Source organism: Desulfobacterales bacterium, from assembly GCA_034520365.1.
In the GTDB taxonomy this organism is placed as follows: domain Bacteria; phylum Desulfobacterota; class Desulfobacteria; order Desulfobacterales; family Desulfosalsimonadaceae; genus M55B175.
Map to the genome: position 1 here is coordinate 988,881 of JAXHNP010000007.1, position 23,351 is coordinate 1,012,231.

Below are 23,351 nucleotides of genomic sequence, written 5' to 3' on the forward strand. Positions count from 1 at the left end.
AATAAACATTTACTGGCCTGTGGTTTTGTCCGGCAGGCGCTTGGCGTCTTCAAGATTTTTCGCATCCCGGGAGATCGCCTGCAGTCAGGATGGGCTGAGCCATTTTTGCCGTTGCGTTTTTTGGGATGCCTTGATATAGGGCTACTTGCGGTCTAACTCACCATTTTTATTAAGATTATTTTTTTTGCCGGCATGCTGCCCCATGGCATATGGCCGTTACTGTGACCAGTTACATCATGTCGGTTTCGTCTCCACCCGGTTCATGGGAACCGATGGAATATCCATGGAAGCGGTCTGTTAAGGAGGGACGGGTGACAATAAAGCTGGTTTCATGGAATGTGAACGGCCTGCGCGCGGTATTGAAAAAAAACTTCTGGGAGGCGTTTAAGGCGTTGGATGCGGATGTTTTTTGCATCCAGGAGACTAAACTCCAGGCCCCCCAGCTCGATGCAACCATGACGGAGATCCCCGGCTATACGGCCTATTGGTCACACTGCGGGGTTAAAAAGGGCTATTCCGGCGTGGGCGCCTGGACGAGGCTTGAGCCCAAATCCGTTTCCTATGGGATCGGTGTACCGGCCTATGACGCGGAGGGGCGGATTCTTGAGTTTGATTTTGGCAAGTTTGTGCTATTTAATATATATTTCCCCAACGGCCAGATGAGCGAGGAGCGCCTCCGGTATAAACTCGATTTTTACCGGGATTTCTTTGAATACGCCAACCGCCTGAAAACCCGGGGCAGAAGCCTCATCATCACCGGGGATTACAACACGGCCCACAATGAAATTGACCTCAAAAATCCCAGGGCCAACGCCAATACCTCCGGGTTTTTGCGTATAGAGCGGGACTGGCTGGATGCCATCGCCGCGGCCGGATATGTGGATACCTTCCGGTATCTGCATCCGGATCTTGTTAAATATTCCTGGTGGAGCTACCGGTCCAGGGCCCGGGAGCGCAATGCCGGGTGGCGGATCGATTATTGTTGGGTCACCTCGGACCTGGTTGAAAACAATCAACTCCAAGCGGCATTTATTGCCGATGACATTCACGGCTCAGACCACTGTCCGGTGGGGCTGATTTTGGAGGTAAACCATGTATGATATTGCGGCGGTATATGGCAGTCCCAGGCGGCAGGGCAATACCGCCACCCTTCTGAAACGGGCGGTCGAAGGTGCCAGAGCGGCCGGGGCGTCGGTGGATGAGATTGTTCTGCGGGACCATAAAATTTCCCCCTGCCTTGAAATTTACGGATGCAAAAAGGACGGGGATTGTGTTATTAAAGATGATTTCCAGGCCGTTCGGGATCGGGTGCTGGCCTGCCGGGGGCTGATGGTTGCCACCCCGATATTTTTCTATACGGTCAGCGCCCATATGAAGATGTTCATGGACCGCTGCCAGTCGCTGTGGGTCAAAAAATACTGGATCGACCAGACCCCCTACAATCAGTGGACGCCGGTGCGGCAGGGGTTTTTGATTTCCGTGGGCGCGACCACGGGCAAAAAACTTTTTGACGGCATGCTTCTTTCCATGAAGTATTTTTTCGATGTGCTGGATATGAAACTTTGGGATTCTTTGCTGGTTCGCGGGCTGGATCTGGAGGGCGATGTGCTTTCCCATCCGGAATATATGGATACGGCCTTTGAGCGGGGCCGGGCCTTTGCCAAAGCAGTCCGGGAGGCGGCATGAGGCTCTCCTTTGAACCCCTTGACCGCTCGCATCAGCGCGCCTATCAGGCCTGCCTGGCCCAATGCCCTGAGGTCGCCTCGGACTATGGGTTTATTAACCTGTTTGCCTGGGCGGATATATATGGCCTGGAAATCGCCTGGACCGGGGAGCTGGCCTTTATCCGTCAGCACCGGCCGGAGGCTGTTTTGTGGGCACCGGTCGGAGACTGGCATGGCGCGGACTGGGCGGCCTGGCAGGCGGATTATGCGGATGATTTCAAAACCTTTATCCGGGTGCCCGAGACCCTGGCGGATATCTGGCAGCAGAGCTTTGGCGACCGGGTGGTTACCGCCCATGACCGGGATCTATGGGATTACCTCTATGATGCCCGGGAGTTAAGGGAGTTGAAGGGCAACAAGTTTCACAAGAAAAAGAACCTGGTCAATCAGTTTAAGAAAAAAAATACCTATACCTATGTGGAGATGACCGGCGAGTTTGCTGATCAGGCCATGGCGCTTCAGAATGACTGGTGTACCTGGCGGGCCTGTGAGTCACTCAGGCAGCTTGAAGATGAAAACCAGGCGATCATGAAAACGCTGGGCAGCTGGGATAGTTTGGCCGGCATAAGGGGGGCCTGTATCTTTGTGGATGATTTGATTGTGGCCTATACCATCGGCGAGATGCTTTCGCCGGATACCCTGGCCATTCATTTTGAGAAAGGCTGCCCGGATTACAAGGGCAGTTATCAGGCCATCAATCAGTTGTTTCTGGCCCATCAGCCGGATACGGTGCGCTGGGTCAACCGTGAGGCGGATTTGGGGGATGAAGGGCTTAAGCAGGCCAAACTTTCCTATCAGCCGGTGGATTTTTTAAAGAAATACCGCATCCGGTTTTAAGGATGACGGTCGGCAAAATTTGGCCCGACATGGCAGAGGGGCCGGAGGGAGTAGACTATGGGCGGCTTTTTCGGGTGTGTGTCCAAGCAGGATTGTGTGACCGATGTTTTTTACGGGACGGATTATCATTCGCATCTTGGCACCAAGCGCGGGGGGCTTGCATTCCAGAACCGGCACGGAATCACCAAGTCGATTAAGAACATTGAAAATACTTACTTTCGGACAAAGCTTGAACCTGAGCTGCCGAATTTGAGTGGTAAAAAGGGGATCGGGGTGATCAGCGACACCGATGCCCAGCCGCTGATTATCGGTTCGCACCTGGGGACGTTCGGCATCGTCATGGTGGGCAAAATCAACAATATGGCGGATATCGTCCGCTACGCCTTCAAGCAGGGCCATCATTTCTCCGAAGCCTCTGAAGGGGCGGTCAACCCCACGGAGCTGGTGGCCATGCTGATCAACCAGCAGGCGACGTTTAAGGAGGGGATTCTTTATGCCCAGAAAATCATCCAGGGCTCCTGTTCCCTGCTGCTTTTGACCAAGGACGGCATATATGCCGCCCGGGACCGGCTGGGGCGGACACCGATTGTGCTGGGCCGGCGGAACGGCACTTTTGCCGCCACTTCAGAATCCTGCGCGCTGTTTAACCTGGGCTATGAAATCGAGAAGTATCTGGGGCCGGGCGAGATCGTTTTTTTGACGGCAGACGGGCAGGAACAGATTTCCGCGCCGGGCGATGAGCTGCAGATCTGCTCGTTTCTCTGGGTCTATTACGGGTACCCGGCCTCCAGCTATGAGAATATCAATGTGGAAGAAGTCCGCTATCACTGCGGTTGGGCGCTTGCGGAGCGCGATGACATCCCGATCGATTTTGTCAGCGGGATCCCGGATTCAGGCATCGCCCATGCCGTCGGCTATGCCAATAAAAAGCAGATTCCCTACCGCCGGCCGTTTGTCAAATACACCCCCACCTGGCCCCGGAGCTTTATGCCACAGAATCAGCACTTGCGGGATCTGGTGGCCAAAATGAAGCTGATTCCCATTCCTGAGGTGATCAGAAAAAAACGGGTGATGTTCTGTGACGACTCCATCGTCCGGGGCACGCAGCTAAAGGACAATGTCCAGATTCTGTTCGACTTCGGCGCCAAAGAGGTCCATATGCGGACCGCGTGCCCGACGCTGATCTACCCCTGCGAGTTTTTGAATTTTTCCGCCTCCCGGTCCACTCTGGATCTGATCGGCCGCAAGGTGATATACGGGCTTGAGGCCGGTAATATGGATGCCATAGAGGAATATGCGGTATCCGGGTCTGAAAAGAATCGGGCCATGGTGGAGAAAATCCGTAAGCAGCTGCTCTTGACCTCGCTTAAATTCCAGCTGCTGGAGGATATGGTCAATGCCATCGGTTTGCCGAAATCACAACTATGTACTCACTGCTGGGATGGCTCCAGCCATTTTTAGGTATTAGGTATTAGTGGTGAACATCTAAATTCAGAATCAAGTCCAACACCCAATACCTAAAACCGAAAACCCAATACCGAAAACCCAATACCCAAAACCCAATTTACAAAGGAGCATATATGCCCAAGCATGAAGATATCCACAAGGTCATGATCATCGGGTCCGGACCGATCATTATCGGCCAGGCCTGTGAATTTGACTACTCCGGGACCCAGGCCTGTAAGGCGCTCAGGGCGCTGGGGTATAAAATCGTACTGGTCAATTCCAATCCGGCCACGATCATGACTGATCCGAACATGGCGGATGTGACCTATGTTGAGCCCTTAAATCTCGTGACATTGAGCTGGATCATTGAAAAGGAGCGGCCGGATGCCCTGCTGCCGAACCTGGGGGGGCAAACCGGACTGAATCTTACCTCAGAACTCCATCAGGCCGGGGTGCTGGATAAATACAATGTCCGGACCATCGGGGTGAGCCTTCATGCGATCGAGCGGGGCGAGGACCGGACGGCCTTTAAGGATACCATGGACCGCATCGGCATCGAGATGCCGGAGAGCAAGGCGGTAACCTCGGTGGCGGCGGCTGAAACAGTGGCCGAGGAGCTGGGCTATCCGGTGGTGATCCGGCCGGCCTATACCATGGGCGGCACCGGCGGCGGGCATGTCTATAACGTGGAGGAGCTTCGGGTGGTGGCGGCCCGGGGGCTGGCCGCAAGCCGGGTCAATCAGATTTTGGTTGAGGAGTCCGTTATGGGCTGGGAGGAGCTTGAGCTTGAGGTGGTCCGGGATGCCAGGAACCAGATTGTCACTGTCTGCTTTATCGAAAATGTGGATGCCATGGGCGTTCATACCGGGGACTCATACTGTACGGCCCCGATGCTGACCATCGATCCAAAGCTCCAGGAGCGCCTGGAAGCCTATTCATATGCCATTGTCGAGGCCATTGAGGTCATCGGCGGCACCAACATCCAGTTTGCCCATAATCCCGAGACCGGCCGGGTGGTGGTGATTGAAATCAACCCGCGCACCTCCCGGTCCTCAGCGCTGGCCTCCAAGGCCACCGGGTTTCCCATTGCCTACGTGTCCTCGCTTCTGGCCGGCGGTCTGACGCTTGATGAACTCCCCTACTGGCGTGACGGCACCCTGGAAAAATACACGCCGGGCGGGGATTATGTGGTGGTGAAATTCGCCCGCTGGGCCTTTGAGAAGTTCGAGGGGATTGACGATAAGCTGGGCACTCAGATGCGGGCCGTGGGCGAGGTTATGAGCATCGGCAAAAATTATAAGGAGGCCCTGCAGAAGGCCATCCGCTCGCTTGAGAACAACCGCTACGGCCTGGGGTTTGCCGGGGATTTTAACCGGAAGCCCCTGGATGAGCTGATGATGCTGTTAAATACGCCGTCGAGCGAACGTCAGTTTATCATGTACGAGGCCTTGCGGAAGGGCGCAACCGTTGCGGCCCTTCATGAGAAAACCCATATCAAGGCCTGGTTTATCGAGCAGATGAAGGAGCTCGTCGACCTCGAAGAGCAAATCCTCTCGCATGTGGGCACGCTGCCGCCGGATGGGCTTTTGATCCAGGCCAAAAAAGACGGGTTTGCGGATAAATATCTGGCCCAGCTCCTGGGGATACCCGAAATAGAGATCCGGGAGAAGCGAAAAGCGCTCGGCATGGTCGAGGCCTGGGATTCGGTGCCGGTAAGCGGCGTGGCCGATGCCGCCTATTATTATTCCACCTATAATGCCCCGGATAAAGTTGAAGTAACCGATCGCAAGAAGATCATGGTCCTGGGCGGCGGCCCCAACCGGATCGGCCAGGGCATCGAGTTCGACTACTGCTGCGTGCATGCGGCCTTTGCCATCCGGGATGCGGGGTATGAGTCCATCATGGTCAACTGTAACCCGGAAACCGTGTCCACGGATTTTGATACCTCGGATAAGCTCTATTTCGAGCCCCTGACCGTGGAAGACGTGTTAAGCCTCTATGAAAAGGAAAATCCTGAGGGCGTGATTGTTCAGTTCGGCGGGCAGACGCCCTTGAATATCGCCAAGGAACTACGGGATGCGGGGGTTAAGATCCTCGGCACCACCCCGGAGACCATCGAACAGGCCGAAGACCGGGACTGCTTCCGGCAGTTTATGCGCAAGCTGGGCATTCCGCAGCCGGAATCCGATATGGCGCTTTCCGAGGATGAGGCTTTAAAAATTGCCAAACAAATCGGATATCCCCTGATGGTCCGGCCCTCCTATGTATTGGGCGGGCGCGCCATGATGATCGTGCATGACGAGGAGATGCTGAGGCGTTATATGGCCATGGCCGTGGATGTCTCGCCGGAGCGGCCGATTCTGATTGACAAGTTTCTGGAAAACGCCATCGAGGCGGAAGCCGACGCCATCGCCGACGGCACGGATGCGTTCGTTCCGGCCACCATGGAGCATATCGAGCTGGCCGGGGTCCACTCCGGGGATTCGGCCTGCGTGATCCCGCCGGTCAGCATCCCGGTCAAGCACATTGAGACCATCAATGAGTACACCCGGAAAATCGCCATGGAGTTAAATGTGGTGGGGCTGATGAACATTCAGTATGCCATCGCCGATGATACGGTCTATATCATCGAGGCCAATCCCCGGGCCTCCCGCACCGTGCCCCTGGTATCAAAGGTCTGCAATGTGTCCATGGCCCGGATTGCCACCCAGATCATGCTCGGCGCCAGGCTGGATGATTTTGATCTGGAGCACAAACTGATCCCCCATTTCGGGGTCAAGGAGGCGGTCTTCCCGTTTAACATGTTCCCGGAAGTCGATCCCCTGCTGGGGCCGGAAATGCGCTCCACCGGTGAGGTTCTGGGCATGGCGGATTCCTTTGGCCTCGCCTTTTTCAAGGCTCAGGAGGCCACCCAAACGCCGCTGCCCCAGAAGGGGACGGTGCTGATTACGGTGGCGGATGCGGACAAACCTAAAGTGCTGGAGCCGGCTCGGCTGTTTACGGATTTAAATTTTGCCATCCGGGCCACCAAGGGGACGCATGAGTTTCTGGCGGAGCACGGCATTGAATCCGACGTGGTGAAAAAACTGGGCTACGGCCGGCCGGATATTGTGGACGGCATTAAAAACGGGCAGGTCCAGCTGGTATTGAACACGCCCACCGGCCGGGAAAGCCAGGATGATGACTCCTATATCCGAAAGGCGGCCATTAACTATAAGGTGCCCTATATTACCACCACGGCCGCCGCCATGGCCGCCGCCCGGGGGATTAATGCGCGTCTGATGGGCGCGTCTTCGCCTAAATCGCTCCAGGAATACCATGCGGATATCAAGTAATCGGCCTATCCGGAACGTTCCGAGGTCTGCCCCCTGATTTCCTCATGGGCATTGATGATCACCTGCCGGACCATTTTGGCGGTCTCCTCAGCCGACAGGTGGGCAAAGGATTCATAGGGGATGGGTTCCAGTACCCGGATACGGATATCCGTGCGGCCGTGAAAATTTAAGCTGTATTTGGGCAGGGCCGCGTTGGTTCCGGCGATGACAATGGGCGAGATGGGCGTCTGCATCTTTAAGGCCAGATTAAAAGCGCCCAGCTTGAACTCCTTTATATGGCCATCCGGCGAGCGGGTGCCCTCCGGAAAGATCAGTACCGAGTTTTCCTGTTCAATGGCTTTTTCGCAGTCAGCCAGCATCCGGGCCACACTTTTTTTGTCCCCGCGCTTTAGTTTGATATAGTTGTTTAACGACATGTTCCAGCCGATCAGCGGGATCTTGAAGATTTCGATCTTGGATACGAATTTGAAGTGGAAAAACAGGTTGAACATCACCAGGATGTCCAGCAGGGACTGGTGGTTGGAAACCACCACATGGGTCGTTTGTCGGGGGAGGTGTTCCCGTCCCTCGATCCGGATCCGCCAGGCCGGGATGATCCATGTGTAAAGCGCCGCCCAAAAGCAGGTAAATTGCTGCAGAATGATCTTTCTCCGGTCAAACGGCCATGTAACAAGCCGTATCAAAAGGGCGACTAAAAAAAAGAGCACCGATGTCAGGCTGACGAATGTAAACCAGCCGATTGCGATCAGACGCTGTTTCATCTATTCATATCCTCTATTCGTTGATTTCCATCAGCCTGGGGGTGCATTCGCGCCCGTTTATATCCAAAAACCCGATGGAGATGGGCAGCTTGAATCGCCGCGGTCCGGCGCTGCCCGGGTTAACGTAGAAGACCCCGTCTTTTTTCCGGAGGGCCGGCCGGTGGGAATGGCCGTAGACCACCGCCGAGCACCCGGCAGCCGCCGGGTCGAGGTCCAACTGGTGTTGATCGTGGATGATGCAGATATAGATGTCCCCGACCGCAATCATATCAAACCGCGGCAGACGGCCAAGCCCCGGATGCCGGTCCATATTGCCCAATACCGCGTAAACCGGCGCAATCCGGTTAAGTCGATCCAGTATTTCGGGTTCATCAATATCGCCCGCATGGATGATGAGATCCACACCCTTCAAGGCCTCAATGGCACTCTGCCGAAGCAGACCGTGGGTGTCTGATATCAGGCCGATGGTTTGCTGACTGTTTTTCATTGGCTCTTGCAATCGCGGCGGATGCCGGCAAAAGGGTTTACATTTCTGCGATTCATCTATAAAAGTTGGGATGACATTTCACAATAAACGATTCAGCCTATTATTTTTTTCAGGCAATCGGTTTTCGGTCAATAAAAAATTTGTCTGCCCGCTCGCGCATGCCCAAAACGTTTATCAATACCGTTATTGATGTCATCCTTTCCCGGCCCCGGCCCATTTTCGGGGTGGTCATGCTGTTTACCCTGGTTTTCCTCTATGGTTTCTTTCAGCAGTCCCATAACAATCATATCGAGGTGTTTTTTGAATCCGGTGATTCTCATCCTCATATTTATTCTGATGGTGATCCTCTTGCGGCAATTCAGCCTGGCGCTGCTCTGCGAGGTAAACCTCCTGGTGATTCTGATCTGGGCAGTGGGCCTCTATGTGCTTTGCGGGGAGAAATTCAACATCATCACCAATACCATGGGCGCCATCCTGCTGGCCATCGCCATTGCCGTGGATGATACCATCCATTTTATCGCCTGGTTGCGGCGGAACAGCGGGTTAAAAGAAGATGCCGGCGAAGCGGTCATTCAGACGTTTGCCGATGTGGGCAAACCGATTGTCATGACCACGCTCCTGCTTTTCTGCGGATTTTTTGTGCTGTTTCTGGGCAGCATCCTGCCGACCAAGATGTTCGGCATGCTGACCGCCTTTGCCATGGGGTTTGCCATGATCGGGGATATGTTCGTGCTGACACCCCTGGTATTGATTTTTAAGCCCAAACTCCCGCCGCTTCCGGTGCATGGAGATAATTAGAAAAAAGGAGGAGTAAATGGAAAAATCGGTACTTTTGGATATTGAAGGGCGCACCGCCTGGATTATTTTAAACCGTCCGGACCGGCGAAACGCAATGAACCAGGCGCTTCTGGCCCAGCTCTATGACGCGCTGGAGACGGTCTCCGAAAACGATGAATTGCTTGCAGCCGTTTTAACCGGCAACGGAAAATCCTTTTGCTCAGGGCTGGATTTGGGGATCATTGCCAAGGAAAACCTATTTGATCCCCGGGGCGACGGCACGGACCTGATGGATATCCTTTCCGCTTTTGAAAAGCCATTGATCGGCGCCATTAACGGGCATGCCATCACCGGCGGATTTGAACTGGCATTAAACTGCGATTTTCTGATTGCCTCGGAAAAGGCCTCTTTTGCCGATACCCATGCAAAGGTCGGCATTCATCCGGGATGGGGGATGACCCAGCTGCTGCAGCAGGCGATCGGCCAGCAGCGGGCCAAGCAGATGTCCTTTACCGGGGCCTTTATCCAGGCGGAGCAGGCATGCCGCTGGGGGCTGGTAAACGAGGTGGTACCCCATGAGATGCTTCTGCCAAGGGCCCGGGAAATCGCCCGCCAAATGGCGAGGCTTAATCCGGATATGCTGGGTATCGTCAAAAAGCTGATTGAAACCCGGAACACGGAGTCCTTGGCATCCGCCCTCGCCCGGGAGCGGCAGGGGTTTGACCAATTCCTCAGTCAGCATCTAAAATCCGGTCAATAAGCCCGGTCTGTTAATAATCGGTTAATATGTGCCGGGCATACTCAGGGATTTCGGGCTTATTCGAGGATAACCGATGAAAATTTTTCTTTGATAACGGTCTCGGCCTGCTCCATGATCTGATCCAGAAGCTCTTGGCAGGTGGGGATGCTCTTTATTAGCCCCATGCACTGGCCGCAGGAGAGCACGCCAGCCTCCATGTCGCCGTTTTCAAGCATCTCCTTGCCCACCCGGCCGGCCACATAGGGGACGATATCCTCGATCTGGGTCTCGCCCGGCTGGTTTTCGATTTCAATCACTTTGTCCACCGCGGTGTTATGCATGACCCGCTCCGTGTTTCGAAGAGTGCGCATGATCAGCCGGGTGTCCCGTTCGCTGCCATTCAAAATCGTCTGTTTGACGTTTTCGTGGACCGGCGCCTCCTTTGTGACGAGAAATCGGGTGCCCATATTGACGCCATCCGCCCCGAGGCCAAGGGCCGCCACCAGGCCGCGGCCGTCGGCAAACCCGCCCGAGGCGAGCAGCGGCACGCTAATGGCATCCCGGGTAAGCGGCACCAGGATTAAGGAGGTGACATCATCCTCGCCCGGGTGGCCGGCGGCTTCAAAGCCGTCGATGCCGATGGCGTCACAGCCGATTTTTTGGGCTTTCTGCGCATGGCGGACGGATGTGCACTTGTGAAGCACCTTGATGCCGGCGGATTTGATCTGTTCCATATAGGCTTCGGGGTTTCTGCCGGCTGTTTCAATAAATTCAATGCCTTCCTCAATACAGACATTAATATAGCCGGGATAATCCGGCGGCCGAAGCGTCGGCAGAAAGGTCAGGTTCACACCAAAAGGTTTGTCGGTCATTTGTCGGCATTTCCTTATTTCCGCCCGCAGATCCTCCGGATCCGGATGTGTGAGAGCGGTCATAAAACCCATGCCCCCGGCATTGGCCACGGCAGAGGTCAATTCGGCCCTGGCCACCCACATGAGGCCGCCCTGCACAATCGGCCGCTCAACCCCGAAAAATTCAGTGATGGGTGTTTTGATCATTGGTTTTATCGCTTATGTCAGAATAAGAAAAGGCCCCCTTAGCAGGAGGCCTGGGTGGTTTTTAAAAAGGGCCGCATCGCAGCAATGATGCGTTTAATCTTCTTCCCAAGAAATGCATTCCGTTGGACAGGAGTCGATGGCTTCCTCGATTTCATCCTCCGGCCCGCCTTCGGGTTTGATGACATAGGCCACTTCCCGGTCCTCATCAAACCCGAACACCTCCGGGCAGAGTTCCACGCAGCTCTCGCAGCCCTCACATTCATCCTGATCAATAACAACTTTTTTGGCCATAAGGTCCCCCTTTTCAGAAATCGGTTAATATACTATGGTGATCATCAATTCCGCGTTATCATTAAATTAAGCAAAAGATCAAAATATGTCAAATGAAGAAGCACAAATGGATTGGAAAAGTTAACAGGCCGGGGTTAACCCGGATGAGGGAATTTTTTTGCGCTTGACTTGAACCGCCGCATCAGATTAAGGCAATTTAGGTTCGCAGAAAGTTCAATATCTTTTTAGGTGAAAGATAGCGCCGAAGGGAGTCGCGCGTGAGCAATATGATCGCCAAATTAATACCGGAAGCTGAGCAGAAGGAGTTTGCGGATTTTCTTTTTGTCCTGAAGAACTTCGACCAGCGTTATTTTCTGAGAAACGATATCTGGCTGGAATGGCTTAAATGGTGCCGGGATCATGATAAGGAGAGCGAGTTTACCTATAATTCTAAGATCGCCAAGTTCTTAAACAAGATCCCTGAAATCCTGTTTATGGAAAATATCGCGCTTGTCCTCCACCGCTATACCATGGGCCGGTACCGGTTCTACCGACTCTCCGGTGCCTTTGACTATCTGGAGGAAATTACGGTCAACCGCTATCTCGACTATAAGGATGCCTATATATTGGGCAACCGGGCGGCAGCCAACCGGCATGCGCTGGAGCTCGATTTTCTGCCGTTCTATGATTACTCCCCGGAAATCCGGGATGTCAAAAACGTGGGCAACGGCATCAGCTTTTTGAATAAGCACATGTCCAGCAGCCTGTTCCATCAGGCGGAAGAATGGGGCCGCAAGCTGTTTGAGTTTCTGCGGCTGCATCGCATCAATGGGCAGCAGCTTCTGGTCAATGCCGCGATCCTGAATGATATGGGGGACTTTCTTGACGCGCTGGAGGAATTCATTGAAGACGTGGAGCGGCTGGATCCGGATTTGCCGTATGAAAACCTGGAACCCCAGCTGAAAAGCAAGGGGTTTGAGCCGGGATGGGGGAAGAATGCCGGCCGGATTCTGGAAACCATGCAGCTGCTCCACGGGCTTTTCCATGAGCCCAGCAGCGGGGGGCTCGAAGAATTCATATCCCGGATCCCCATGATCTCCAAGGTGGCGATTCTCTCCCCCCACGGCTGGTTCGGGCAGGAAAATGTCCTGGGCAAACCGGATACCGGCGGCCAGGTCATATATATTCTTGATCAGGTCCGCGCTTTGGAGAAACACTTAACCCAAGAATTTGAGCTGGCGGGGATTGATGTTGTCCCCCGCATTATCGTACTCACCCGGCTTATCCCCAATGCCGTGGACACCGCCTGTAATCAGCCCAAGGAAGATATTGTGGGCACGAATAGCTCCTATATTCTAAGGATTCCGTTTCATGACGAAAACGGCCGGCAGCACCCGGACTGGATCTCGCGGTTTCGGATCTGGCCCTATCTGGACCGGTTCGCCGATGACTGCGAGCGGGAGCTTATGGCTGAATTCCAGGGGCGGCCGGATCTGATTATCGGCAATTATTCGGACGGCAATCTGGTGGCCACGCTTTTATCCGACCGCATGGATGTGATTCAGTGCACCATCGCCCATGCGCTGGAGAAAACCAAGTACCTGTTCTCCGACCTGTATTGGCAGGATATGGAGGCGGACTATCATTTTTCCTGCCAGTTTACCGCGGATCTTTTGGCCATGAACAAGTCTGATTTTATCATTACCAGCACTTACCAGGAGATCGCCGGCACGGAGTCCCGGTTCGGCCAGTATGAGTCCTACCAGTTCTACACCATGCCCGGTCTCCATCAGGTGGTAAATGGGATCAACCTGTTTAACCCCAAGTTTAACGTGGTGCCGCCCGGGGTGGATGAGGCCAATTATTTTCCCTATTATGAAACGGACAAGCGGCCCACGAGCAAAACCAGCTATTGGCAAAACCGCCTGTTTACAGAGGAATCGGCGGATATCCACGGGTATCTGGAAAACCCGGAACAGATTCCCATTTTTACCATGGCACGGCTCGACCGGATCAAAAATATCACCGGGCTGGTGGAGGCGTTCGGCCAGCATCCGGAGCTTCGCAAGCACTGCAACCTGATCGTGGCCGCCGGCACCATCCACGTGGAAGAATCCCAGGATAATGAAGAGCGCAGTGAAATCCAGCGCATGTATGAGTTGATCGGCACATACGGTCTGCACGGCCATATCCGCTGGCTGCCCAGCGTGCCAAAACAGGAAACCGGCGAGGTCTACCGGATTATTGCCGACAACCAGGGGTTTTTCGTGCAGCCGGCCTTATTTGAGGCCTTCGGCCTGACTATCCTGGAGGCCATGCAGTGCGGCCTGCCCACGTTCGGTCCCATTTTCGGCGGGCCTTCCGAAATTATTGTGGACCGGCAAAGCGGTTTTCTGATGAATACCAGCAAGCCGGAATTAATCGCGGATGTGCTTTGGGAGTTTATCCGGGACTGTCATGAGGATGAAAACTGCTGGCCGCAGATCTCAGAGAACAGCATGGCCCGGGTCAGGGAAAAGTTCACCTGGCATTTATACAGTGATAAGCTGATCCGCCTGACCAAACTCTACGGCTTCTGGCGCTACACCGAGTCCCAGGCGGGCATGATCAAAATGGACCGCTACTGTGAGCTTTTATACCATCTGTTCTTAAAAGCCCGGGCCGAGTCAATTGCAAACTAGCCGGCCTCCCCGGCTGATTGGCGCTTTTTGCCGAACGGATGGGCCCATTTAATCAGGATGGGGGTGATAAAGTAGTCAGCCAGAAGCGCCGAGGTGATGCCCAGAATGATCAGTACGCCTAAATTGACCATGATATGCAGGTTCGAAAACCCGTAGATGCTGAATGCGACCACGATGATGGTGGTTGTTATAAACAGGGCCCGTCCCACCACTTTTAGGGCACAGGCCGTGGCCTGAAAATAATCCTGCGTATGGTGGAATTCGCTTTTGATATAATCCAGGAAATGGATGGTGTCATCCACGGACAACCCGAGAATCATCGGGGCAATGGTAATGGTCAGAAAATCAAGCGGCGTGTGGGTCAGCCCCATAAACCCGCCGACCACCAGCAGGGGCGTAATATTCGGAATCAGTCCGATCATGCCCAGTTTAACGCTTCTGAACACAATGATCATTAGAATAGCGATCACGCTTAAGGCGATGCCCAGGGAATAGATCTGGCCTCTGGCCACATAATGGTTTAAGGCCGCATATTCCGGCATCCCGCCGGTGATGGTAATTTCCGCCTCGGGAAACAATTCATGCGCGGTTTTTTGGAGGAAATCCATCTCACGGACGGTTTCCTGGGCGTTTAAGTCATTGGTGCCCACCTGAAGCCTTATCATGGAATAATTATCACTGACCCAGCGCGAGAGGTCGGGGCCTTTGCCAAGCATTTCATACTCCATGAAAATTTCGCCAAGCCCGATAAATTTGTCCGGCAGCCGATAGTAGGCATCATCGCCCCCATGCTTCAGCCGGTTCATTTCTTTTAAAATCCCCAGAATCGAGTAGGTATTTTTGGTGAGCGTGAGATCCTGGACCTTCTGGGTATAAATTTGAAAATTTTTCAAGATATTGGGGTTTTTTACCGCATTCGGCCGTTTAAAATCCAGGATCACGTTGTAGGTATTAAAAACGCCGAGATCGGATTCGGCAATATCTAACAGCCGGTTCACATAGGGGACGTTCGGTCCATAGGTGTTTTCCGTGTCAATGTTTATTTCGATTTTTGTCAGGCCGTAGGTGCAGAATAGAAGAATGCAGACATATACCAGCATGACCGTTTTGGTGTGATTAAAAATCCAGCGGGTGAGGCTGACAAAATATTTATCACTCCACAATACCGGCGTTTTGGGTCCTTCCAAAGGGGCGGCCCGGTTTTTGCCAAAGCTTAAGAGGATGGGGGCCAGGATCATCAACAGCAGATAGCTGCAGAATATCAGGGCTGCCGATGTGGTGCCCAGCCAATGGATGGGGGTCAGCTGAATGGCCAGAAAGGAGAGCAGGGCGCCGATGGTGGTTAATGCGGAAAAACAGATCGGCCAGCCCGCCCGCCGGACCGCCCGGTATACCGCTTCCTTCCGGCTGCCGTTGGCGCGGAATTCCCGGTTGAAGTAGTTGAACAGGTGGATGGAGTAACTAATGGAAATCGCCAGGATCAAAACCACCGGCACGCTGAAAAGCAGGGCGTTTACACTGATGTTTAGAAATCCCATGATGCCGAACACGATGACAAGCGAAATCCCGGCCATCAAAAACGGGGTTAAAACACCGCGGACGGAGCGCAAAAAAAGGGTCAGGACGATAACCGCCAGGATGACCGCGGCCGTCATCAGGCGGCTGGATTCGTACTTGGTGAATACGAGCTCTTCATACACCAAGACCGGCCAGCCCGTGGGCTGGATATTAAATTTTTGGTATTCGGGCTGTGAGAGGATCTCCAGGGCTTTTTTGCCCACGGCATTGGTGGGAGACAGGTGCTGGGCATCCTTCCAGTCCGCTGGGTAGGGCTTTAGCTGCAAAACCAGCCAGGCTTCGGTGCCGTCCCGGGATACGAATTTATCAGCCAGGAATTCCTTGGACATGGCCGTTTTTCGGATGCCCTCGATTGCCTCCGGATCGCTCGGCACGGGATCGGGCACCAGTTGATCGAGGGTGATGCGGCCGTTTTCCGGGCGGGCGTAGATGATATCGGTAAGTGAGATGACCTCGTCGGCAAACGGTACCTTGGCTTCCAATTCCCGGCCAAGCGACTGCATCATCCGAAGGATTTCCGGTTTGAAGATGTTATCGGACCTTATGAGGCAGGCCACAAAATCGCTGTTGCCGAAGTGCTCATTAAATTCCTGCTTTTTGGCAAAAAGCGGGGAGTCCTTTGGAAAGTAATTTTCAATCGAGGTGTCGAATTCGAGCCGGGGCAGCCCTAGTGCGGAAATAAGGAAAACGGCGGCAATCAGGACGAGCCAGAGAAACCGGAATCGGATGATTTTTCTGCTGATATGCTCAAACCAATTTTCAATGGGCGCTTGATGTTTTTCCGGCATATGGGCTGCTGCAGTCTGCCAGTCCGTTCATCCTGGCTTCAGGGTTAATCCGTATCGCATTGCATCGGGCATTTTTGCGATCAACTGATATCACGTTGTGGCCCTCAGCACAACGCATAATTAGTGCATGCCAGAGGCTTATACCGGCTCTCCAAAAAGCGTTTGATAGGCTTTTTCAATGCGATGGCGGTGACTGGCCTCTTCCCGGGCCAGCCCGACGAATAAGAGGCTGATGGTTTCATCCGTGGATAATTCGCCAAGCAGCGCGTATAACTGGTGGGATTTCTCTTCACGCTTCATGGCAAGGATAAGTGCCTGTTTTAAGTCGAGCCGGGTGTCCGGGGGCACATCTTGTACCCGGGCGGCGATATTCAAGTTGTTGATTTTTTCTGTGATATTGCTGAAAATGCGTTCAATGCCGGCGGCATCCAGTTCCAGGAGGCTCTTTTGATGCTTGGCCTCTTCTTCGGCAAATTCTTGGAATAGCTGCTCTAAAAATGGGTCGTCAATTTTTTCAGCCAGGGATTTATAGAAATTATGGGCTTCTTCCTCCCGGCGGACGGCAAAATCGATTACTTCGGCCAGGGACTGAAATCCCTTCTCCATCATTTCCTCCTGATTGGGACGCATCATTAAAAAGTCGGCGCATCCGACTGCTGTTCGGAGATGCCGCGGCAGGTAAATAACTTTCTGTATTTATACTCATATGACAGAAAGCTGCCCGGATGTCAATCGACAACCCGGGCAAACCACGGCTAATTTGTTCTAACCGCAAAACCCATAACCACGGTCCTGCTAACGGACAATTAGTCGGCACGGTGGCCGACTCTACGACGCATGTGGCCGTAGGGCAGGCCACCGTGCCTGCCTAAGAAAAGACAGAACAAATTTGCCCTGCCGGGCAAACCGGCTTAGAGTCCTTTAGGCCATAAGCCTGCCGGCAAGATGACGGTCTTACTCAGAAGGCGTGCGGAGTTAGGTGCTAAACCCTTTCATATTTTCCCATGAGATGGGCTTTATCAATGACATTTTCTGTCATTTCCTTCTCAACCGTTAGCTTGTCGGTTTTTTCCGGCAGGTCCAGCATGGTGTTCAGGGCGTAAAGTTTGAAAAAATACCGGTGCTCCCGGTCCGGGGGGCAGGGGCCGAAATAGCCGGTATCCCCGTTCGTGCCAAGCCCCGGAGTACCCGGCGGCTCCTGGCCTTCCGGTATTTCCCGGACATCCGGCAAAATGTTGAACACCACCCAGTGGTCCCACATACCGTCTTCCCGGATATGTTTGGGAACATCCGGATCATCCATGATCAGAACCAGGCTTTTGGCTTCTGCCGGCACATCGGAAATCGTGAGCTGTGGGCTGACATTTTCTCCGTCGCAGGTGTATTTGGACGGAATTTTTCCCTCGTTTTCAAAGGCATTGCTCGTCAGTTTCATACAGGGCCTCCTTTCTTTTTTAGATTATTTTATCGGCAATGCGGCGGGTGAATCAATAGGGGATAGCATGTATTTTTGGGTCTCTCATCAGGTAGTTACTTAGAAGGGCTGCCAATGGTGTTTCAGCTTTTCAATTAGATGAAGGTCCGGCTTTCGGGCCGATGCCGCGGATATGGGAGAAAGTATGGTTTAGCATCTTTGGGGTTTGTTTTTAAATCATTTTGCCGAGCCCGGGCCCTTAGTCCAGATCCGATTCCATAAGGGATGGCCCGGTTAACAGGTCAATTGCGATCCGCTTTTCAGTCAGTTCGTAAATATTGACCCCAAACCCATCGAAAGCGGTTAACAGGATTTTATCCGCCAGGCTGCGGGCGCTGCCGTCATAGTTCAAGGAAAGAGTCGCCTCGCTGGTGCTTCGCTCCGTGGTTTGCAGCGCCTTTACCCCCTCCATCGCCAGCAGAGTCTTTCTGAAGCTGACCAGCTGGGGCAGAATATCATCTTTGCCCTTTACGTGGACCTCTATCCGGCCCTTCTCCCGTGTCTGCTGCTGCCAGGCGGCGGAAATTCTTTCCACAAGAATTTTGCCGGTCTGGTATCCGGCGTTTGAAAGGGCGTGGCGGCTACCCTCCCTGACATTCTGATCCGCCGCGGTTTTCGTTTGCTCGGCCGTCTGGATGACGGTTTCGTTTTGGACATCCACAGCCTTAACAGACACCGTCCCCTTGAAGGTTTTGGTATCCATGCCCATTTTGTTGGGCGTTTCAGCGGCCCGGGCTTTACCAAGGATTACCACATCGGCCTGAACGCGCCGGCCCAGCATAATGGCCTCCGGCTGAGTTATTTCCGCCGAAAGCTCCAGGTCGGCAAGGATCTGCTCAGCGGGGAGTTCCTGTTCATCAATGACCGGAAAGCCTTTTTCTTTAAAGGCCTGTTTCATCGGTTTGACCGCTGCCGTCTGGATAAATTGCGAGCCCCGGGTCTGCCACCAGTAGGAAAAAGAAAGGTCATCCGCGTGTTTTTCCGCCACCAGAAAAAGGATTTTGGGCAGTGCTTCGGGGGCGACGGCAATGCCTAAGTCCTGGAGCATATTTTGGATTTTATCCGTTGAGACCGTAGAGCGGATAAGGAGTCGGTAGTGTTTGCCGGTATTTAGCTCTTTTAACACCTGATAGCCCCGGGTAAAATCCTGGCGGTTTTCATAGAGCTTTGTGCTGATCAGATCAAAGTCGGTTTTCAGGGCTTGTTCTGAAATCATACCCAGCGCCACGGACTCGACCGCAGACAGCAGGCCCTCCGCCACGGCGGTATTGCGCGCGCTGGTCACATTATCATAGATCCGGCTTGAGCCGATGACGGTGATTTCTTTTTCAGCGCTTTCCGCAGCAGCCGGCCCTCCCGACACAAGAACGGCTGCCAGTACAAGTGTCACGGCCAGTTGGATCGCCAATGGTTTGAGCCAGAACCGATCAGTCATGGATATTCCTTTTTTAGTTGAATGGGTTATTGCCGGCCTCAATTGAGTGATTTTCAAGTTTGCCGCAGATACAAGGAAGATGCAGGCAAGCTATAGTGGCCTATGCGAGGCTGCATCTGACGCAGTAGATGCGGTAAAATTGGAAATCCCGGAGGGTTTCAGATTTTTAAATATAAATTGCTATAATCCTTTATGGAATCATTTTTTTAACAATCTGAAACGCTCAATTTAGGTGCCGATTAACTGCCCCGGCTCAATGCATAGTCGGCCAGCATGAAAAGTGTCTCCCGGGTCTCACCCGGTGGGAATGCCGCCAGCATGGCCTTGGCCTTTTCCACGTGAGCGCCCGCTCTTTCCCGAGAATAGGAGATTCCGCCATAGGAATCAATTATTTTAACCAGCTGCTTGAATTCATCCGTGGAAAACGATTCCTTTCGCACGATTTCGATAATTCTTTCCCGGTCCTTGCCATTGGCTTGCTCAAGGGTGTGGATGAGCGGCAGCGTGAGTTTTCCCTCCCTGAGGTCCGCGCCCACGGTTTTGCCCAGGGTATCGGTCTCAGCGATGTAGTCCAGGAGATCGTCGGCCATCTGGAAGACCATGCCGATATGATAGCCGTAGTCTGAAAGCTGCCTTTCGGTTTCCGCGGCCGCACCGGCCAGGATCGCCCCGGTTTGGCAGGCGCCCTGGATCAGATAACCGGTTTTTCGCTGGATGACCTCCATGTATTCGGATTCCGTGAGGGTGATGTCGCCTTTGCGGGTTAGCTGCTGGATTTCGCCCTGACACATACTTTCCGTTATGCTGGAAATCACGCGGATGATTTTCGGGCTCCCGGTTTGGGCGGCAATGGAGAGGGCCCGGGCGAGCAGAAAATCCCCGACCAAAACGGTGACCGGCGCTCCGAAAACCTCATGCGCTGCGGGTCTGCCCCGTCGCATGGTCGCATCATCCACCACGTCATCGTGGAGCAGGGTGGCGGTATGAAGAAATTCCACGATGGTCGAGAATTTGACCACAAATTCGTCTTCACGGCCGCAGAGTCTGGCGCAGAGCACGTTCAGCAGGGGCCGCAGCCGTTTGCCGCCGCTGAATATCAAATGGCCGGCGGTATCTGAAACCAGCTGCAGGTGCGGGGTGAGGTTGGCCGCCAGGGCGGCTTCAATCCGGTCTAAATCCGGCTTAATCCGCGCCAGCAGGTCATCTTTTAAACCGGCCATTCGGGTTCTCCTTTAAGATCATAGGCATAGGCTTCCGTAATGCGAATATTGATAAAATCGCCGACTGATAAGCCGGACGATTCGATATAGATAACGCCGTCGACTTCAGGCGCCTGAAACCCTGCGCGTCCCACATAAAGATGATCATCAATCCGATGCTCCACAAGCACGGCATAGGTCTTTCCGATCCGCGTTTGGTTTTTTTCGAGCGAGATGTCCGCCTGACGCGTCATCAGGCGTTCATAGCGCGCCCTGGCATCGGCGGGTGCCACATGGTCCGGCAGGCGGTGGGCGGCCAGATCCTCGGCATCCGAATAGATAAATACGCCGGCATGGTCAAACCGCACGGTTTCCAGAAAATCCAAAAGTTCGGTGAAATCCGCTTCGGTCTCTCCGGGAAAACCCGCCAGAAGTGTGGTACGAAGCACCGCCCCGGGAATTTCGGCCCGGATTTGGTCAAACAGCTGGAGAAGCTCAGGCTTGGCATATGTCCGGCCCATACGCTTTAATACCCCCGGGCTCACATGCTGGACCGGCAGGTCAAAGTAGGGCACAATGGCGGGGTGTTTGGCCACTGTGGCGATTAATGCCGCGTCCGTATAATCCGGCGAGCCGTAGAGAAACCGGATCCGTATGTCTGGCAGCCTGCCGGCCAGCCGGTCCAGCAGGCCGGCCAGGGACTGCCGGGGGCTTAAATCCAGGCCGTAGGCGGAGGTATCCTGGGCGATGAGGACAATTTCTTTAAAGCCCCGGGCCGCCAGTTCTTCGGCTTCGGCCAGAATGTCCGCGGCCGCCCGGCTTCTCAGCCGGCCCCGCAGTTTGGGGATCACGCAGTAGGTGCAGTGCCGGTTGCAGCCATCACCGATTTTTACGTAAGCCACCGGATAGGTCGACGGCTTTCTGCCGGCGGCCCGCGTGGGCAGGGCAAGGGATTCCGGGGGCGGCAGCCGGCAGGTGCCGGGGGCAAATCGGCCGGCCATCGCATCCGTGATTTGATCATAGGCGCCGGTGCCCAGAAAAAGGTCCACTTCGGGGATGGCCGCGGCGATCTCTTCGCCAAAGCGCTCAGGCAGGCATCCGGTGACAATCAGCCGCCGGCAGTTCCCGTTTTTTTTGTATGCGGCCAGCGCCAGAATTGTGTCCACGGATTCGTTGATGGCGGATTCGATGAAACTGCACGTGTTGACCACAATGGTTTCGGCGTCAGCAGGATCTTCGGTCATCAAAGCGCCCGATTTTACCATAGCGGCGGCCATGACCTCGCTGTCCACAAGGTTTCTGGCGCACCCCAGAGTGTTAAGGTATACCCGCATGTATGGATCGTCTGCTTTTGCTATTCGCCCTTAAATTGGGGCTTTCTTTTTTCGGAAAACGCGGTCATGGCTTCCATTAAATCGTCCGAGGGGATGATGTTGGAGCTGATTGAGGCCACATATTTAAGGCCGTCATCGATGCTTTTGCCAATTCCGTAGTTTAGCACATCCTTGGATGCCTGCACGGCCAGCGGCGAGTTTCCGGCGATCTCTTCGGCCATGGCTTCAGCCCCGGCCATAAGCGCATCATGGTCATCATAGATGTCGTTGACCAAAAGAATATCCTTTGCCCGCGCGGCATCAATCAATTTGGCAGTATAGGCCAGCTCCCGGGCGATGCCCTGGCCCACGATCAAAGGGATGCGCTGGAGTACCCCGACATCGGCCACAAAGCCAACGGCGGCTTCTTTTAGTGAAAACTGCGCATCTTTGGAACAGAGCCGGATATCGCAGGCCGTGGCCATATCCAGGCCGGCGCCGATGCAGTAGCCGTGAATGGCCGCGATCACCGGTTTTTTGCACCATTCAATACAGCTCATGGTATCCTGAAGCGGATGAATTTTGTGGATCAGGCGCCATTTCACCCCGCCTTTCTGGTTGGGCTCCATCAGCTCGGACAGTTCCGAGGCCATGCCCATCAGGTCAATGCCGGTCGAAAAGCAGGGACCTTTTCCGGCAATGATCACCGCCCGGATTTCGGCATCTTCGTCCAGATCTTTAAAAATCGGGACGCTTTCCTTCCAGGCGGGCGGATTCATGGCGTTTTTCTTTTCCGCCCGGTTTAAGTACACCCAGGCAATCGGCGGTTTTTTAACCACCTCATAGAATTCATATGCGCCCATTTATTCCTCCTTAAAATTTAATTAAACTATTAATTAAAATACAGATATGTCTGTTAAGTCAAGATTTTTTGTTACGTGGGCACGGCTAATTTGTTCTAACCGCAAAATCCATACCCCCGGTCCTGTTAACGCTAAGGTTGGGATTCGTTTTCTTCGCTATCGGGATCGAAATCGGGATCGAAATCGGAATCGGGATCGAAATCGATGCTGTAGACTTCCTGATCCTCTCGAACTTGGTATCCTCTTCCGCCGAGACGGCTGAGCATCGCGGCCATACGGTCGAGTTCATCCTTGCGGTTCCGGCTTTCCATCTTGTCCAGCGCCTTGCCGACAACCAGCACATCTTGAATCGCCGCGCACTCAAGCGCGGAGCCACGAGCGATTTCGAAATAACGCTTTCGGTCGGCTTCCGCGGTCTTGCCATTACCTTCGGCGATATTGAGCGGTATCGACTGGCTGGCCCGAAGCCATTGATCCCGGGCGGGCCGATGGACTCCGTTCAGGCCTGTCGGCCTTCTCGTAAACCCATGCAACGTAGCCTATTGAAAGGCGATAGACGTCCAGTTTTTCGTGTCCAAGGGTCATA

At 53.9% G+C, this 23,351-nt stretch carries 21 protein-coding genes; 8 read left to right on the plus strand and 13 right to left on the minus strand.

Annotated features, from left to right (window positions below; all coding sequences use genetic code 11):
* Positions 1 to 311: 311 nt before the first annotated feature.
* From U5L07_18575 to carB, 5 genes are all read left to right on the plus strand, one after another.
* Positions 312 to 1,100 carry an exodeoxyribonuclease III gene (locus U5L07_18575; protein MDZ7833757.1) on the plus strand — a complete coding sequence of 263 codons (789 nt, stop codon included), beginning with the start codon at positions 312 to 314 and terminating at the stop codon, positions 1,098 to 1,100.
* Positions 1,093 to 1,686 carry a flavodoxin family protein gene (locus U5L07_18580; GenBank protein ID MDZ7833758.1) on the plus strand — a complete coding sequence of 198 codons (594 nt, stop codon included), beginning with the start codon at positions 1,093 to 1,095 and terminating at the stop codon, positions 1,684 to 1,686. Before U5L07_18575 ends, U5L07_18580 begins: the two co-directional genes overlap by 8 nt.
* Positions 1,683 to 2,561 (plus strand): phosphatidylglycerol lysyltransferase domain-containing protein, encoded by an 879-nt coding sequence (locus U5L07_18585; GenBank protein ID MDZ7833759.1) that lies wholly within the window; start codon positions 1,683 to 1,685, stop codon positions 2,559 to 2,561. The genes U5L07_18580 and U5L07_18585 overlap by 4 nt, the downstream gene beginning before the upstream one ends.
* A 57-nt stretch (positions 2,562 to 2,618) precedes the next feature.
* Positions 2,619 to 4,022 (plus strand): amidophosphoribosyltransferase, encoded by a 1,404-nt coding sequence (locus U5L07_18590; GenBank protein ID MDZ7833760.1) that lies wholly within the window; start codon positions 2,619 to 2,621, stop codon positions 4,020 to 4,022.
* Positions 4,023 to 4,141: 119 nt separating this feature from the next.
* The gene (gene carB / locus U5L07_18595; GenBank protein ID MDZ7833761.1) at positions 4,142 to 7,342 is read left to right on the plus strand and encodes a carbamoyl-phosphate synthase large subunit; all 3,201 of its coding nucleotides are present in this window, start codon (positions 4,142 to 4,144) and stop codon (positions 7,340 to 7,342) included.
* Between the two features lie 5 nt (positions 7,343 to 7,347).
* On the opposite strand, the gene U5L07_18600 is transcribed toward carB, so the two are convergent.
* The 3 genes from U5L07_18600 to U5L07_18610 form a co-directional block, all read right to left on the minus strand.
* On the minus strand, positions 7,348 to 8,103 hold the full coding sequence (locus tag U5L07_18600) for a lysophospholipid acyltransferase family protein (GenBank protein ID MDZ7833762.1): 756 nt from the start codon (positions 8,101 to 8,103) through the stop codon (positions 7,348 to 7,350).
* Between the two features lie 13 nt (positions 8,104 to 8,116).
* Positions 8,117 to 8,590, minus strand: a complete 474-nt coding sequence (locus U5L07_18605; protein ID MDZ7833763.1) for a metallophosphoesterase family protein — start codon at positions 8,588 to 8,590, stop codon at positions 8,117 to 8,119.
* A gap of 109 nt (positions 8,591 to 8,699) precedes the next feature.
* The gene (locus U5L07_18610) at positions 8,700 to 8,822 is read right to left on the minus strand and encodes a hypothetical protein (GenBank protein MDZ7833764.1); all 123 of its coding nucleotides are present in this window, start codon (positions 8,820 to 8,822) and stop codon (positions 8,700 to 8,702) included.
* 77 nt (positions 8,823 to 8,899) lie between these two features.
* Here U5L07_18610 and U5L07_18615 point away from each other — a divergent pair, with 77 nt between their 5' ends.
* Positions 8,900 to 9,388, plus strand: a complete 489-nt coding sequence (locus U5L07_18615) for an MMPL family transporter (protein MDZ7833765.1) — start codon at positions 8,900 to 8,902, stop codon at positions 9,386 to 9,388.
* A gap of 16 nt (positions 9,389 to 9,404) precedes the next feature.
* Positions 9,405 to 10,127, plus strand: coding sequence for an enoyl-CoA hydratase (locus U5L07_18620; GenBank protein MDZ7833766.1), 723 nt, complete (start codon positions 9,405 to 9,407; stop codon positions 10,125 to 10,127).
* Positions 10,128 to 10,183: 56 nt separating this feature from the next.
* Here U5L07_18620 and U5L07_18625 read toward each other — a convergent pair whose 3' ends face one another.
* A complete protein-coding gene (locus U5L07_18625; protein ID MDZ7833767.1) occupies positions 10,184 to 11,164 on the minus strand; it encodes a nitronate monooxygenase in 981 nt (326 codons plus the stop codon).
* Positions 11,165 to 11,257: 93 nt separating this feature from the next.
* Entirely contained in the window at positions 11,258 to 11,455 is a 198-nt protein-coding gene (locus U5L07_18630; protein MDZ7833768.1) for a ferredoxin, read from the minus strand.
* A gap of 266 nt (positions 11,456 to 11,721) precedes the next feature.
* Here U5L07_18630 and U5L07_18635 point away from each other — a divergent pair, with 266 nt between their 5' ends.
* The gene (locus U5L07_18635; protein ID MDZ7833769.1) at positions 11,722 to 14,115 is read left to right on the plus strand and encodes a sucrose synthase; all 2,394 of its coding nucleotides are present in this window, start codon (positions 11,722 to 11,724) and stop codon (positions 14,113 to 14,115) included.
* Here U5L07_18635 and U5L07_18640 read toward each other — a convergent pair.
* The 8 genes from U5L07_18640 to U5L07_18675 form a co-directional block, all read right to left on the minus strand.
* On the minus strand, positions 14,112 to 16,481 hold the full coding sequence (locus U5L07_18640) for an efflux RND transporter permease subunit (GenBank protein ID MDZ7833770.1): 2,370 nt from the start codon (positions 16,479 to 16,481) through the stop codon (positions 14,112 to 14,114). The genes U5L07_18635 and U5L07_18640 overlap by 4 nt on opposite strands.
* A gap of 138 nt (positions 16,482 to 16,619) precedes the next feature.
* On the minus strand, positions 16,620 to 17,114 hold the full coding sequence (locus U5L07_18645; protein ID MDZ7833771.1) for a ferritin family protein: 495 nt from the start codon (positions 17,112 to 17,114) through the stop codon (positions 16,620 to 16,622).
* 349 nt (positions 17,115 to 17,463) lie between these two features.
* Complete coding sequence (locus U5L07_18650; GenBank protein ID MDZ7833772.1) at positions 17,464 to 17,916, minus strand: YbhB/YbcL family Raf kinase inhibitor-like protein; 453 nt, start codon at positions 17,914 to 17,916, stop codon at positions 17,464 to 17,466.
* 238 nt (positions 17,917 to 18,154) lie between these two features.
* Positions 18,155 to 19,390, minus strand: a complete 1,236-nt coding sequence (locus U5L07_18655) for a hypothetical protein (GenBank protein ID MDZ7833773.1) — start codon at positions 19,388 to 19,390, stop codon at positions 18,155 to 18,157.
* A gap of 239 nt (positions 19,391 to 19,629) precedes the next feature.
* On the minus strand, positions 19,630 to 20,610 hold the full coding sequence (locus U5L07_18660) for a polyprenyl synthetase family protein (protein MDZ7833774.1): 981 nt from the start codon (positions 20,608 to 20,610) through the stop codon (positions 19,630 to 19,632).
* Entirely contained in the window at positions 20,598 to 21,923 is a 1,326-nt protein-coding gene (gene rimO, locus U5L07_18665) for a 30S ribosomal protein S12 methylthiotransferase RimO (protein ID MDZ7833775.1), read from the minus strand. The genes U5L07_18660 and rimO overlap by 13 nt, the downstream gene beginning before the upstream one ends.
* A gap of 20 nt (positions 21,924 to 21,943) precedes the next feature.
* Positions 21,944 to 22,765: a crotonase/enoyl-CoA hydratase family protein gene (locus U5L07_18670; protein MDZ7833776.1), complete on the minus strand. Its 822-nt coding sequence runs from the start codon at positions 22,763 to 22,765 to the stop codon at positions 21,944 to 21,946.
* Positions 22,766 to 22,896: 131 nt separating this feature from the next.
* Positions 22,897 to 23,298 (minus strand): four helix bundle protein, encoded by a 402-nt coding sequence (locus U5L07_18675; GenBank protein ID MDZ7833777.1) that lies wholly within the window; start codon positions 23,296 to 23,298, stop codon positions 22,897 to 22,899.
* Positions 23,299 to 23,351: the final 53 nt, after the last annotated feature.

Bases quoted from the DNA above. Each gene is read 5' to 3' on its own strand.
- U5L07_18580 (MDZ7833758.1), top strand. From the start codon at position 1,093: ATGTATGATATTGCGGCGGTATATGGCAGTCCCAGGCGGCAGGGCAAT.
- U5L07_18585 (MDZ7833759.1), top strand. From the start codon at position 1,683: ATGAGGCTCTCCTTTGAACCCCTTGACCGCTCGCATCAGCGCGCCTAT.
- U5L07_18590 (MDZ7833760.1), top strand. From the start codon at position 2,619: ATGGGCGGCTTTTTCGGGTGTGTGTCCAAGCAGGATTGTGTGACCGAT.
- carB (MDZ7833761.1), top strand. From the start codon at position 4,142: ATGCCCAAGCATGAAGATATCCACAAGGTCATGATCATCGGGTCCGGA.
- U5L07_18600 (MDZ7833762.1), bottom strand. From the start codon at position 8,103: ATGAAACAGCGTCTGATCGCAATCGGCTGGTTTACATTCGTCAGCCTG.
- U5L07_18605 (MDZ7833763.1), bottom strand. From the start codon at position 8,590: ATGAAAAACAGTCAGCAAACCATCGGCCTGATATCAGACACCCACGGT.
- U5L07_18610 (MDZ7833764.1), bottom strand. From the start codon at position 8,822: ATGACCACCCCGAAAATGGGCCGGGGCCGGGAAAGGATGACATCAATA.
- U5L07_18620 (MDZ7833766.1), top strand. From the start codon at position 9,405: ATGGAAAAATCGGTACTTTTGGATATTGAAGGGCGCACCGCCTGGATT.
- U5L07_18625 (MDZ7833767.1), bottom strand. From the start codon at position 11,164: ATGATCAAAACACCCATCACTGAATTTTTCGGGGTTGAGCGGCCGATT.
- U5L07_18630 (MDZ7833768.1), bottom strand. From the start codon at position 11,455: ATGGCCAAAAAAGTTGTTATTGATCAGGATGAATGTGAGGGCTGCGAG.
- U5L07_18635 (MDZ7833769.1), top strand. From the start codon at position 11,722: ATGATCGCCAAATTAATACCGGAAGCTGAGCAGAAGGAGTTTGCGGAT.
- U5L07_18640 (MDZ7833770.1), bottom strand. From the start codon at position 16,481: ATGCCGGAAAAACATCAAGCGCCCATTGAAAATTGGTTTGAGCATATC.
- U5L07_18645 (MDZ7833771.1), bottom strand. From the start codon at position 17,114: ATGATGCGTCCCAATCAGGAGGAAATGATGGAGAAGGGATTTCAGTCC.
- U5L07_18650 (MDZ7833772.1), bottom strand. From the start codon at position 17,916: ATGAAACTGACGAGCAATGCCTTTGAAAACGAGGGAAAAATTCCGTCC.
- U5L07_18655 (MDZ7833773.1), bottom strand. From the start codon at position 19,390: ATGACTGATCGGTTCTGGCTCAAACCATTGGCGATCCAACTGGCCGTG.
- U5L07_18660 (MDZ7833774.1), bottom strand. From the start codon at position 20,610: ATGGCCGGTTTAAAAGATGACCTGCTGGCGCGGATTAAGCCGGATTTA.
- rimO (MDZ7833775.1), bottom strand. From the start codon at position 21,923: ATGCGGGTATACCTTAACACTCTGGGGTGCGCCAGAAACCTTGTGGAC.
- U5L07_18670 (MDZ7833776.1), bottom strand. From the start codon at position 22,765: ATGGGCGCATATGAATTCTATGAGGTGGTTAAAAAACCGCCGATTGCC.